Genomic DNA, 11,941 nt, shown 5'->3' with positions numbered 1-11,941 from the left:
GCTCAGGTGTTGAGATGACCGGGGATGCGCAGATGTCGGCGCACCACATCGACAAAAGCGGGGTCGCGCTTGGCGGCCCAGACGGCGGCCATGTGGCCGATGAACCAGAGGACCAGACCCGCGATCCAGAGCCGCAGCCCCAGACCCAGGGCTGCCGCAAGCGTGCCGTTGACGATCGCAACCGATCGCGGCGCGCCGCCCATCAGGATTGGCTCAGTGAGCGCGCGATGAACGGGCACGACAAAGCCTGTGATCGGCTCATCCATCAGATCACCACGCCACCGCCGAAGGAGAAGAACGACAGGAAGAAGCTTGAGGCCGCAAACGCGATCGACAGACCGAACACGATCTGGATCAGTCTGCGGAAACCGCCCGAGGAATCCCCGAACGCGAGCGTGAGCCCGGTCACCACGATGATGATGACGGCGATGATCTTGGCGACCGGCCCCTCCACTGACTGCAAAATCTGATTGAGCGGCTGCTCCCACGGCATGTTCGAACCAGCCGCCCATGCGGGTTGAACTACCAAAAACAAGGCGCCGTAGGCGGCCAACGACGTACCTCGAAGAAAGCGAAATTGCTGACGCATGTCAGTCTCCTGCTGTTGAAAGGCTGTAGTCGCCGGTGGTACCGAGCCCTGAGACCGTGGCGAGCTCAGCGAGGCGACGGTCAGCGCCGCGCCCCGCCAGTACGGCGATAACGTTGATCGTCTCGGCGATCAGGGCCCGCGGAACTGTGATGACGGCTTCCTGGATGAGTTGCTCGAGCCGCCGTAGCGCGCCGACCGCGGTGCCCGCATGAATAGTGCCGATGCCGCCGGGATGGCCTGTACCCCAAGCCTTGAGCAGATCGAGCGCTTCCGCACCGCGGACCTCGCCAACCGGAATACGATCAGGACGCAGTCGCAGCGAGGACCGAACGAGATCCGATAGTGTAGCCACACCATCTTTGGTCCGCAGCGCCACGAGATTGGGCGCTTTGCATTGCAGTTCGCGCGTGTCTTCGATCAGCACGACCCGATCGGAGGTTTTCGCCACCTCGGCCAGGAGGGCATTGGTCAGCGTCGTCTTGCCGGTCGAGGTCCCGCCGGCGACGAGGATGTTCTTCCGTGCATCGACCGCGGCCCTCAGGATCTTCGCCTGCTCCGAGGTCATGATCCCCCTGGCGACGTAGTCGTCGAGCGTAAACACGGCGACGGCGGGCTTGCGGATAGCAAAGGCCGGTGCTGCAACGACCGGAGGCAAGAGACCTTCGAAGCGCTCGCCTGTCCCGGGCAGTTCGGCCGAAACCCGTGGCGCTCCGGCGTGCACCTCGGCGCCCACATGGTGTGCCACCAGACGAACGATGCGCTCGCCGTCGACCGCAGACAGAGTTTCTCCAGTGTCAACCAACCCACTTGACAGTCGATCAATCCACAACCGACCATCCGGATTGAGCATGACTTCGATGATCGCGTCGTCTTCCAAGTAGCCCGCAATGGCTGTGCCAAGCGCGCTACGAAGCATTCGCGCACCTCGCGAATTCGCCTCAGATTGAAAGGAATGGATTGCCACCGTCGTCCCCACCGAATGAGGGCATTAAAGAGCGTCCTCAGATGGGAATGATTAGAAAAGGCACCGACTGACTTGGCGCAACAAGCGCTTACGGGGATCGTAGATTGGCGTAGAAAAAGAAGGACTGGGAGCATACTACAACTGCTCGACCGGACGCGTTCGGTTCGGAGAGTTGTTGATCAATGCTCGTCGGCAAAGCTTAAACGTTGCAGTTCGCTGCTCACCACTCGGCGTCGTCGTCAGCGGGCACTAGTACTACCGCTTGCTCGTTCGAGATGGTAGGCTCGAGTGCGTCGGAACCGCCAACCGGCATGAAGAGTGGAACCGAACCCATCCACCGGTTGAGAGATCGGAGCCACGGCAGCGCGAACCATGCGAACGCCGCGATCTGTACTGTTACGTTGAGACCGAAGGCAATTTGATAGGCCAGGACGGACTTATGACCATCGTCAGTGGGCCATTGCTCCAGGACCAAGCCAGTGCCGTATTGGGCCAGAAATGCCCAACCGAAGTGCAGCACGTTCAAGGCACCGTTTGCACGACCGGTGAGTTCTGGCGAAAAGTAATCACCGATGACCGCGAAGCTGACCACGGTCGCAGTTCCGACAATTGCGACAACGGACCAAGGCAGAATGGACGGCAGAGGCACGCGCAGAATCAAGGTAAACTCGGCAGCGATGAACAGCACCGCGACAATCGCTAATACTGTTTCCGCTTTCACTCCTCTTCGTCTGATGTAATGGACCATCGTACCGAACAACCAGGCGCCACCGCAGAGCACGATCGACATCGTGAAGAGTTGCCCGACAAGGCTCGCACGATCGAGCCGCTCCACGTCCGTCAGCCACGGCGAGGCCCACAACCCCTGCAGGGACCAGGCCGATCCCACGCAAGTCGCTGATAACGGAGCAACTCGCAAGAAACGCCTGTCGCCAAAAACGGAGCTTAGCGTGACGTGCGTTGGTACTGTTGATGAGGCGACGACTCGTTCAGGAACCACCACATAGATGAGAACGGCCGTGGCACCAGTCGCAGCCGCCAGGATTTCGAAGAGCTGGCGCCAGCCGATCCAGGTGAGCAGATGCTCGGCGGGAGTCGTGGCGGTTACCGCTCCGAGGGAGCCCAGCATGATCATGTAACCGTTCAGCAAGGCCACTCGTTCTCTGGGAAACCAAAGAACAATGGACTTCAACCCAGCGGTCAGCGCTGCCGCTACCCCAAGACCGATCATTGCTCGTGAAATCAAGAGTGACGGCAATCCCGTGGATATCGCGAATAGGCCAGCACCTGCGGCGGCGACCGAGAGCAACGCACTTTGCACACGACGCGGGCCAAAGCGGTCCAGCAATATACCGATTGGGATCTGGGCCGCTGCGAACACCAGGAAATAGACCGACGTGAGTAACCCGAGGTCGGCAGTACCGAACCCGGCATCCGAGACGAGATGATCAGAGACCAGAGCGTTGATCGTTCGAAAAAGGTAGGAAAGATAGTATCCAGCAGCAAATGGGAGAAAAACGCGCGCGATGAGACGCCATGTCCCTGAAATCCGCATGCTAGCCCTTCTTGCTCCTCTGCTCATTCGAGCCGATAGCGCGTCCAGCTTTTTGTCGGCTTGGCTAAATTGCGGCGGTCGTAGGCTGGCGTAGAAAAAGAAAGGACCGGCGAAGCAACTCGTCCACGTGGGCAATCAGGCCGCTGTTTTGATGTGACGAAAGATATCTCCCAGATCTAGCCGACAAGCCTGCCGCTCTTGTAAACGGGGTCCCAGTGAGACCTTCGCCCGACATCGTGCTTCACCACGTCAAGGATTCGATCGCTGTCAGCAGCAGAACCGTTCACTTCTTTCACTCGGCCTGCCAAGGCTCGTTGATCCACTGCCGATCGTCAGGGTTCAGCATGACTTGGACGAATTGCGTCGTCGTCCACGTATACGCGGTGCGGCCCAGCGCGCTGCTGAGCGTGCGCGCGGCGCAAGATCTCCGCCTCCAACTGAACAGCATGGAATGGGTTGTCACCGTAGATTCCCAGCAATCGAGGGCGACAAAACGTGCATCGGATGGGCCGATCACGTTGCCAGCGGCCAGAGGCTTACAGTCGCAGCCCACTCGAATGAATGAGCAAATCAATGCGCCACCTGTCTCTGATCTTCCTCTTGATGAGTGCCACCTGGGCCGATGCAGAGTCTGTCGATGTGAAGTATCGCGGGCCGGTTGAACTCAAACCCTTCACTTGCCAGGACATCACCCGGAGCAGTGTCGTCAACAGGCTCTGCTACGACGCTTCAAATCAGTACGTCGTCGTCCGGCTCAAAACGACCTACTACCACTATTTCGAAATGCCGAAGCCGATTGTTGACGAATGGCTCGCCGCTCCGTCCACGGGCCATTTCTACGATACGAGGGTTGAGGGTACGGGTAAGGACGGTCCATACGATTGCAGGACGGATCGCGTGCCGGGCTACTGAGACCGCAGGCAGAACCAGCTACCTTGGCCTTGAAGCATTCCGAAGCGGAAAAAGTCAGGCGGGATAGTATCGCCATGGTTCACCGCGCCGAGTGACGGTTGCTTTTCCCAGCAACAACACCAGGTCCTGGTTGACCTGTCGCTGATATCCTTTGTCACCATGAATTGCCTTGGCCAGCTCGACCTCCGTCCGGCCTGGACCGCGCTCAATAAGGTACTGAAGCACACGAACGGACTCGCCCGGAGCAGCCCTTCCCGAGAAATGTCACCATGTCAGGAAGCCGGTACGCCACCCCCGCCGTTTGGGCATCCGCGTTTGATCCAGTCTGCGATTTCGTCGATATCGGCCACATCGAAAAATGCCGCAGCATTTTGCGGCATACGGCCAAACAATGCGCCGGGATCGTCGGCAAAGTCCGGCGGGACGCCTCGCAGCGCCTGGACCATAACTGAATTGTCGGGATCGCCAACCACCACTACGCGCCGATGTTTGACCTCGCCGGTGGTGACAAACTCATTGTGATCCATCTGCCGCCACCACCGCCCATGCCCCGAGAGGTCTGGATCGGCCTGGACCTTAACGCAGCAGGCGTCCATGAAGTCCTGAAACTCCCCGTATGTATTAATCTTGCCGGCCATTCTTCGCCCTCCTGTTCAGCACATCACGGCGTTCTATCTCACGGCTCCTGAAGGACCCGGACCAAAGCCTGCACCGATGGATCATCATCCAGTGCAGTTCGCGACGGACCCCTTACAGATTCCAGGCTCGGCGAGTTCCTGGTTGCATTCGCAGCACGGATGGAACTGGCCCGGAATGCTGTCGCGGCGATCGCCTGCTGCACAGGATCTGTAGCGTCGAAGCCCATGAAGGCAACGAAATCCCTGCCCAGCGAGTTGGAAACCTCTTGATGGCACTCGATGCAGCTTCTGCCGTTTCTCTGTTGATAGGTCTCCATCGTCGTGTTCGCGAGGGTGGATGAAACACCGGTCGGAAATGGCGTTCCCGCGTTGCCGATGCCGGGCGTGCCCGGTACTCTCGGCCACTGCGTCATCACCAGCATGTAGTTGGCCCAAACGGTCTCCTTGATGTCAGGGAGATTCCAGTAATTCCGATTCATCTGCATCGTTTCCGGCTGAATCGGTTGCGCGCGGATAACCTGCATCTTCAAATTCGGGTCGGGCCGGTTGGTCTCGGAAATCATCCCTGGCGCCGGCATCGGCGACACTACCTGCGGCGGCAACCCGGAATTGAATGAGTATCGGACAGGCACGGCCTTGGCATCGGGTTCGTCAGTCCTGGGCGGCACATTGTCGACGTGCTCGAAAGAACTCCAGATCCATTGTGGCCTCAACTTCGTCTTGATGACGATATGAAATCCGACCAGCGCAATTTCATGTTCATTGCAGACGACTGTCCCCTGCTGATCCGTCGCAACCGGATCGAACACCATCGCCTTGTTGATGTAGAAGCGGCTGCGAACGGTGCCATCACCAGGATTGAGCACGCGCCAGGCGGCCTTGATCTCAACCGAGCCATCCTTGAAAGTCCCAGGCTTCGCCGCCGTCGGCAAATTCTGCTTGATGTACCATTTGTTGTTCGGATCCACGATCGACTCAAACTGTTCGCGGCTAAAGCGGACCTCATAACGCGTATACATCTTGCTCTGGTCGATCAGCGGATTAGCCAGCCTCCCCAGCACGAATGATGCCTGATTGTAGTCCGCAAAATGACTGAATGCGCTCAGTGTCTTGGTCTTGTTGTCGACCCCGCCGCACGGATTCGCCCCCTCGTAACTGGTCCAGCCCTTCGGTTCTGGCGCCCCCGGTGCGAAAACCTCGTAGCGCGCCTTGTAGGTCTCCCACACGCGCGGTCCGCTACTACCCGGCTTTTTGGTCCGGTCCGGCATGCCGCGATTTTCAGGCCCCTCAAGCGCCGGCCAGTTCAGGGCGATGAAGGCCCGCCAACTGAAATTGTCGAAGCGCGGAAACGGGCTCCCATCAGCGTCCGGTACATCGTCGATCCGGTCCGGCAGCACCCTGGGCGTTACATCCGGCGCTCCCTGCGCCGATGCGGCGTGAGCATTCATGAGAATTGTGGCAAGGAGAGCTCCGGCAGCGACAAAGCGCGTTTGCATCACGTATCCCTCCCTAGATCATCACTACACAATCGCCCGACACAGATACAGATTACGCCTTCCGCGTGATATCTCGGCTAGCGCAACGCGAACACGCCACTCTCTGCATTCCCGTCGACCGTCACGCGATAGATGTAGACGCCATGGCGAACCGCCTCTCCGCGGTCGTCCTTGCGGTCCCACACCATTTCCCGAGACCCTGCTTCGGGCTTCTTTTCATCGATCAGCGTTCGCATCTCCTTGCCGAAGCGATTCCAGATATGGAGCGTTGCGCGCTCGCTCCCGGCGGGGACTTGGAATCTGATCGGCACCTGCTTGTCGTAGGACGGAGTGCTTTCGGTTTCCGCGCGGGCGGCGGCGGCAACGGCAACCGGTGCGACGCCTTCGATTGCCACGTCCGGTGCATATTTGTAGATGGTCCGTCCCGCGGCGTATCCGAGATTGACGGGGTTGCCGAAGAAGCGAAATCGATTGATGAACTTTCCGATCGAATCCGCATTCTGCCAGCTCTGGCCGCCATCATTCGTGACGCTGCTCTTGCCCGAGGCAAAGTCCTCATCGCCCCACCCGCCGACCCAACCGGTGGATGAATCGAGGAAGCCAATGCCTTCAATATTGGCATTGCCGTGTACCGAAAACTTCGACCAAGTCTTGCCGCCATCCTCGGTCTTGAGAATGAAGGCCTGTGTCATGTTCTCCAGCGAGACAAATCCGAGCCGGTCATTCAGGAACTGAATCTTCCATCCCCAGGTGCCCTCCACAAATTGGGAGCGCATGTCTTTCAGACGGTCGACCCATGTCTCACCCCCGTCCTCAGTAAAGAGGATCACCGGCTTGACGTCATCATATGTGGGCTGCGCCTTGTCGGAGAAGCCGCCGACTACCCAGCCGCGTTCCCTGGTCTGGAAGTAAATGTCGATCAAATTCGACGCGTGCGTTGACATGTCGATCGCGATCCAGCTATTTCCTCCGTCGCTGCTCTTGATCACTGCAGCTCCGTCGCTGGGATCGTTGGTCCCCGAACCGTAGATGACGGACTGATCTACCGCATACAATCCACAGACCTTCTTTGGCGCGGCGGCCGGTAGAGTGACCGGATTCCAGTGTTCGCCACCATCCGTGGTGCGATAGAGGCGGAGCTCGGTTGTCAGCGTTCCGACGCACCCCACCTGCTCGCTCGGCCAAGCCATGCAGCGAAGGTAGACCGGCCGATTAGTCCCGGGGAGGATAGGTGTCTTGAACTTGGTCTCCCATGTCTGTCCGCCGTTGGTCGTCTTCTGGACGTATCCCGAGCTGTTGACCGCCCATCCGACAGTGGGATTGAAGAACCAGACATCGTCGTAACGCTGGCTGGGTGTCGCCCCCGTCGCCGTCCATTTCAAAGCTGCTGCCATTGTCAGCCTCCTCCAAATACCGCCAACTCGTCCCGTCAGGGCATGGCGTTTATCGCCACAAACACAAAGGAATCTTCGCCCACCGTCTCGATCCTGGTTTCAAATTGAGCCAGATTGGCACCGGGCGGCGCCGGACCCAGCAAGCGCTTGCCACTGGTCAGATCGAATCTGCTGCCATGACACGGACACTGGATGACCGGATAAGCCGTAGCACCCTCCCCAAGCATGCTGAACACAATGGGCCGGTCAGCCGTCGCCCAGTTCGGACTGCCCTTGAGGATATTGCAGCCGGCATGCGTGCATCGCCGTGCAATCGAAAAGAACTTTGGCGGTGACGGCGGTTGCTCTCCATCTGGCTTATCCGTCTCTAACCGCGCAAGTATCCGCGGAGTTGCGCCGCTATCCGCCTGACGAACGATGTCAGTTATGTCGATTGGTGGATCACCCGGCAGGAAATCGTTGACTTTGATGGTTTGTACGAAACCGGGAATGTTCGTTGTCATCTCATTCTCCCTAGGCAAAACGATCTAATTCGAGCAGAGCGGGTCCTGAGCCGGGGGAGCTCCGCTATGATTTGCCCGTCGAGCTCGGAAAAGAGACCAGACAAAGTCAAGTTGCACGAACTTGAGATTGTTGGCCGGGTCGACGAACCACGCCGGGCTGGGCATACCCGTCGAACCCTGCCCCTGACATTTGAAGACCGACATGCGTGCCGTTGCGCCGATCGTCGACCGGGCGTGGCACGTGATGCAGGACGACGTGTTCTGGAAGCCGCCTTCGGGCTGCGAATTCGCGAGCAGCGTGATGTTGCCGCGGCTGTCGACGAAATCGATCTGCGTTCCGCGAAGCCGGTAGTTTGCCCATTTGGTGCCTTCGAGACCGATATTGGCCGGCGCTTGTTCACAATCATGCGGCGCCTGAGGGCAAGCAAAGTGATCCACCGACTTCAGATTCCAGCCAATATTGAATTTGCGCCCGCCCTGGGATTCCGGAATCTTGTTGTCAATGTGCTCGAAGGTCGCCCAAAGCCATTTCGGTAAATCCTTTGTCGTGATATGGAGCGCCGTCAGTCCATAGATCTTGCCGTTGTCGGACTTGACCCAGTGGTAGCGCGGCTTGTCGGCCTCCTGGATCTCGCGCCATTGCGCCTTCACTTCCTTGGCTGCCAGCGGAAAGTCGATGGTCTGGACCCGGTTCGTAAACAGCTTGATCTGTTCGTCGACGTTGTAGAGCTTCTTTGACCTCACAAATTCGAACGTTGCCTGATTTAATCTGGTCTCGTTGACGGTCTCTTCGTTCTCTAAGGCTCTTGCGATGTCCTCTTCGAATGCCGGCAGCGGTGTATTCCCCCGCTTCATCGACTCCAGCAGGATTCGTTGCTGCTCCGCGCCACGGTCTAGACCAGCGATAGGTTTGTCGGCGGGCGTTTCTTTGTCGAGCCAGGTGCCGGGGTCAGAACCGTCGATGGGGTAAGCCGTATCGGCTGCATTGTTATTGGCGCTCCGCCAGGTTTCCCAAACGACCGGTCCCGGTGCCGCATCTCCGAACTTCTTGGTTGAATCCGGTGCCCTCTGCTTAACGTTTGCCGGCCAATTGAGGGCCACGAAAAGCCGCCAGGCGTACCGGTCCGGATCGGTGACCGCGGCGGCGGAATCTTGCGGTTCCTTCCATGCCTCCTGTGCCATCGCGCTGACCGAATGCAAGCTCGCGTTGACGGCGATCATCATCGCGAAAGCCCGGAATGCCCACATAACTTCCTCCTGCATTACAACTCGCGCCCTTGGGGCAAACACTTGATCTGCAGGCAGCGGATTGGCTTAAGCCTGCAACAACCGGGCCTTCGCCTCGGCAACCGCCGCCTCGGCGTGAACACATCCGTATCCAAAGAGTCGTGAATGGCCATCAGCATCGTAGGAACCAGGATCACCGATCCGACGCGCGGTCTGCTTGAGGATCTCGCGGCACTCCGCCGCGGTCAGTCCTGGATTGGCGCTCAGCACCAACCCGCAGATTCCGGCAACCAGCGGACAGGAGCTCGACGTCTTGCCGAAGTGTTCGTTGTAATCACCTGGCACATAGCCCAAAGGGCGCGTCGCTCCGATCGAGTCGATGAATTCTCCGGTCACGTCGGCAGTCGTAACACCACGACCGCTGTCACTACTCGAGGGCGCGCATATCCAGATTTCCTTGCCGGTGTTCGAATAGGAAGCATATTCATCCAGGCTGTCGGAAGCGCCGACCGCTATGACTTCTGGATGGATGGCGAATCCATTCACGCTGCTGTGGGCCGGGTCATTGACGTCACGGCCTTCATTACCGGCGGCAAAGACGATGATGCTGCCCTTGCCTTCACGCCCCTCGGTGGCACAACGGCTGATTGCTTTGGCAACCCGCGTCGACAGTGGGTAGTTGGTCGCCCGAGCGCCCCAGCTGCAACTGACGATCGATGCTCCGTGCTCACGCATATAGTCAAACCATTTCGCGATCTCTATCGGCTCCAGACTCGACCAGCGCACCGGTATCCAGGAACATCCAGGAGCGGCGCCAACGATTTTGCCGGCGCCGACGGCCCCAATGGCAATCCCGGCACATGCCGTGCCATGCCAGTTTCCCAACTGCGGCGACGTGAGGTTGGGTTCGGGAGCGACGTTGGCCGCATTGCGCGCAAAGTCCCAGGGATGCACCGATCGATCCGCAAGATCGGGATGGCTCAAGTCGAAGCCGTCATCGATAATTCCAATCACCACATCGGGAGAACCGAAGCCTTGAAGCAGACGCCATGCGGCAATCACTCGCGCATCGGCGCCAGCTTTCAGATTGCCAGCGTCGCCGCCGTTATGGCCGGTATTTTCGAGGTACCACTCGTGATCCGTCAGGGCATCGTTCGGGACGGCAAAGCCCTTCACCTCACCCTCTGTCGACAGGTCGGGCTCGGCGATCCTGACTGATGGCTCCTGCTGCAAGGCGGTGCAGACTTCGACTGCGTCCCGTCGATGATCGTCCACACGAAGCGTCAACCCGCCGTCGAATTCCCGTCTTACCAGCTTTAAGTGGTGCCGGGTGATCAGTTCATTCCTCGTCTGCTCATCGGCCATTTCATGAAATTCGAGATAGACCGTTCCGGTCGGAACGAAAGGCACCATATCGGGAGAGCTGTGATAGACGTTGGTAATTTCCGCGGGACGTGACAGCCTGCCGATCGTACTTTCGAGGCTCTTCGAATCCCTTCGCGTTTCGTCTCCGAGCGCCTTGATGGTTCCAAGGTCGCTGCGCTTCCGGATTTGATACGAACCGGAGCGAGAAGCGATTTGATTTTCTGCAGCGGGCTGAAGCAACGAGCCGGAATGGACAGCTGCGAGGGTGCTGCTCTTGTTCAGAGCGAGCGAGCCGCCGCCGTACCGAAGATTCAAAATATTACTCACGGATCAACCGCCGAATATCTGTCAGTAAGATCGAGCGCCGTTATCCTGATCAGCGATCACAGCATTCGGCGTCGCACTGTCCGTTCGGAAGCAAAGCAATTCAACATCAGCGCGCGTAGCGACCAGCCATCAACGCTCAAAGAAGTTCAAAGACTTTCAAAGCAGCAGCAAACCAACAATTCAGGAGTTAGCCCGTCCAATATGCGATCGTTTACTACAATTCTAAATTGTGATCTGGAGTTTGTCTAATGATTTTTGTCGACGCAGACGCAGATCGACCGCGACACTTGGGCGCGCGACGGGCGCAATAATGCTCCGACAAAATGCCGGCAGGGATTGAGCAGCCACGAAACATCGGCAAACAGACTTAGGCAGGCACCCCAGGAACAGCAGCACCAAAACCGAGCTGATTGGCGACCAAAGCACGGATTGTTCGAGCCGATAGCGCGTCGAGCTCATTGCCAGCTACGCCCGGTTCCTGTGGTCGCAGGTTGGTGTGGAAAAGAAGGGAAGGCGCGTGATAACATACCCGGGATGCTCGGTCACGTTTCGCCGGCCGGTTCCTCACGGAGGATATCTTCAGGAATCTCGCGCAAGAAGCCTTGTCCCTTTTGAAGCCGACGCCCGAGCGTTTCGACAAAGCCTTCAAAGCGCTCCCTGCCCTTGGCTTGTGCGGCCGCCTGCGCCTCGTTTGGCAATGGTGGCGTGATCGTTAGCCAGAAGCGGATGAAAAGAGCCAGGGTCTCCGCCGTCAAACCAACGTCGCGCTCCAGCCTCTGCACTTGACGGGAAAGCCGATCCAGGCGACGGGTAAACGCTGCCTCCCGCCTGTCCACTCCGTCGGGTGAAAGAAAGGAGGCGACCGCAGCTTCCACAATGGCAGACCGGGAAAGCTTCTTGCGATCGGCGAGCTCCGAGATCTGTTTCAGAAGCTCTGGTGGGAAGTAGACGTTCATCCGGTCGCGCATATG

At 58.6% G+C, this 11,941-nt stretch carries 12 protein-coding genes; 1 reads left to right on the top strand and 11 read right to left on the bottom strand.

Annotation, left to right across the window (positions count from 1 at the left end):
- Window positions 1-2: 2 nt before the first annotated feature.
- The 4 genes from XH88_RS17485 to XH88_RS17470 form a co-directional block, all read right to left on the bottom strand.
- Window positions 3-266: a VirB3 family type IV secretion system protein gene (locus tag XH88_RS17485; protein WP_212355162.1), complete on the bottom strand. Its 264-nt coding sequence runs from the start codon at window positions 264-266 to the stop codon at window positions 3-5.
- Window positions 266-589 carry a TrbC/VirB2 family protein gene (locus tag XH88_RS17480; protein WP_128948375.1) on the bottom strand — a complete coding sequence of 108 codons (324 nt, stop codon included), beginning with the start codon at window positions 587-589 and terminating at the stop codon, window positions 266-268. Before XH88_RS17480 ends, XH88_RS17485 begins: the two co-directional genes overlap by 1 nt.
- Window position 590: 1 nt before the next feature.
- Window positions 591-1,505: a P-type conjugative transfer ATPase TrbB gene (gene trbB / locus XH88_RS17475; RefSeq protein WP_271669514.1), complete on the bottom strand. Its 915-nt coding sequence runs from the start codon at window positions 1,503-1,505 to the stop codon at window positions 591-593.
- 268 nt (window positions 1,506-1,773) lie between these two features.
- Window positions 1,774-3,108, bottom strand: coding sequence for an MFS transporter (locus XH88_RS17470; protein ID WP_271669513.1), 1,335 nt, complete (start codon window positions 3,106-3,108; stop codon window positions 1,774-1,776).
- 573 nt (window positions 3,109-3,681) lie between these two features.
- Between XH88_RS17470 and XH88_RS17465 the strand changes: the two genes are divergently transcribed.
- Complete coding sequence (locus XH88_RS17465; RefSeq protein ID WP_271669512.1) at window positions 3,682-4,020, top strand: KTSC domain-containing protein; 339 nt, start codon at window positions 3,682-3,684, stop codon at window positions 4,018-4,020.
- A 272-nt stretch (window positions 4,021-4,292) separates the two neighbouring features.
- On the opposite strand, the gene XH88_RS17460 is transcribed toward XH88_RS17465, so the two are convergent.
- The 7 genes from XH88_RS17460 to XH88_RS17430 all read right to left on the bottom strand — a co-directional run bounded on the left by XH88_RS17460 (window position 4,293) and on the right by XH88_RS17430 (window position 11,938).
- The gene (locus XH88_RS17460) at window positions 4,293-4,658 is read right to left on the bottom strand and encodes a hypothetical protein (RefSeq protein WP_128948371.1); all 366 of its coding nucleotides are present in this window, start codon (window positions 4,656-4,658) and stop codon (window positions 4,293-4,295) included.
- 38 nt (window positions 4,659-4,696) lie between these two features.
- Complete coding sequence (locus XH88_RS17455; protein ID WP_271669511.1) at window positions 4,697-6,154, bottom strand: hypothetical protein; 1,458 nt, start codon at window positions 6,152-6,154, stop codon at window positions 4,697-4,699.
- Between the two features lie 77 nt (window positions 6,155-6,231).
- A complete protein-coding gene (locus XH88_RS17450; RefSeq protein ID WP_271669510.1) occupies window positions 6,232-7,548 on the bottom strand; it encodes a YCF48-related protein in 1,317 nt (438 codons plus the stop codon).
- A 35-nt stretch (window positions 7,549-7,583) separates the two neighbouring features.
- Window positions 7,584-8,051, bottom strand: coding sequence for a Rieske (2Fe-2S) protein (locus XH88_RS17445; RefSeq protein WP_271530255.1), 468 nt, complete (start codon window positions 8,049-8,051; stop codon window positions 7,584-7,586).
- 24 nt (window positions 8,052-8,075) lie between these two features.
- Complete coding sequence (locus XH88_RS17440; protein ID WP_271669509.1) at window positions 8,076-9,314, bottom strand: hypothetical protein; 1,239 nt, start codon at window positions 9,312-9,314, stop codon at window positions 8,076-8,078.
- A 51-nt stretch (window positions 9,315-9,365) separates the two neighbouring features.
- Window positions 9,366-10,970: a S8 family serine peptidase gene (locus tag XH88_RS17435; RefSeq protein WP_271669508.1), complete on the bottom strand. Its 1,605-nt coding sequence runs from the start codon at window positions 10,968-10,970 to the stop codon at window positions 9,366-9,368.
- Window positions 10,971-11,512: 542 nt separating this feature from the next.
- On the bottom strand, window positions 11,513-11,938 hold the full coding sequence (locus XH88_RS17430; protein WP_271669507.1) for a CopG family transcriptional regulator: 426 nt from the start codon (window positions 11,936-11,938) through the stop codon (window positions 11,513-11,515).
- Window positions 11,939-11,941 lie beyond the last annotated feature (3 nt).

The sequence above is a fragment of the Bradyrhizobium sp. CCBAU 51627 genome, from assembly GCF_028128765.1.
GTDB lineage: Bacteria > Pseudomonadota > Alphaproteobacteria > Rhizobiales > Xanthobacteraceae > Bradyrhizobium.
Note: the sequence above shows the minus strand (reverse complement) of the source record. Positions and strands in the feature narration are given on the sequence as shown.

Coding starts and splice junctions, on each gene's coding strand:
- XH88_RS17455 (WP_271669511.1), bottom strand. CDS start 6,154: ATGCAAACGCGCTTTGTCGCTGCCGGAGCTCTCCTTGCCACAATTCTC.
- XH88_RS17485 (WP_212355162.1), bottom strand. CDS start 266: ATGGATGAGCCGATCACAGGCTTTGTCGTGCCCGTTCATCGCGCGCTC.
- XH88_RS17460 (WP_128948371.1), bottom strand. CDS start 4,658: ATGGCCGGCAAGATTAATACATACGGGGAGTTTCAGGACTTCATGGAC.
- XH88_RS17450 (WP_271669510.1), bottom strand. CDS start 7,548: ATGGCAGCAGCTTTGAAATGGACGGCGACGGGGGCGACACCCAGCCAG.
- XH88_RS17480 (WP_128948375.1), bottom strand. CDS start 589: ATGCGTCAGCAATTTCGCTTTCTTCGAGGTACGTCGTTGGCCGCCTAC.
- XH88_RS17465 (WP_271669512.1), top strand. CDS start 3,682: ATGCGCCACCTGTCTCTGATCTTCCTCTTGATGAGTGCCACCTGGGCC.
- XH88_RS17445 (WP_271530255.1), bottom strand. CDS start 8,051: ATGACAACGAACATTCCCGGTTTCGTACAAACCATCAAAGTCAACGAT.
- XH88_RS17470 (WP_271669513.1), bottom strand. CDS start 3,108: ATGCGGATTTCAGGGACATGGCGTCTCATCGCGCGCGTTTTTCTCCCA.
- trbB (WP_271669514.1), bottom strand. CDS start 1,505: ATGCTTCGTAGCGCGCTTGGCACAGCCATTGCGGGCTACTTGGAAGAC.
- XH88_RS17440 (WP_271669509.1), bottom strand. CDS start 9,314: ATGCAGGAGGAAGTTATGTGGGCATTCCGGGCTTTCGCGATGATGATC.
- XH88_RS17430 (WP_271669507.1), bottom strand. CDS start 11,938: ATGCGCGACCGGATGAACGTCTACTTCCCACCAGAGCTTCTGAAACAG.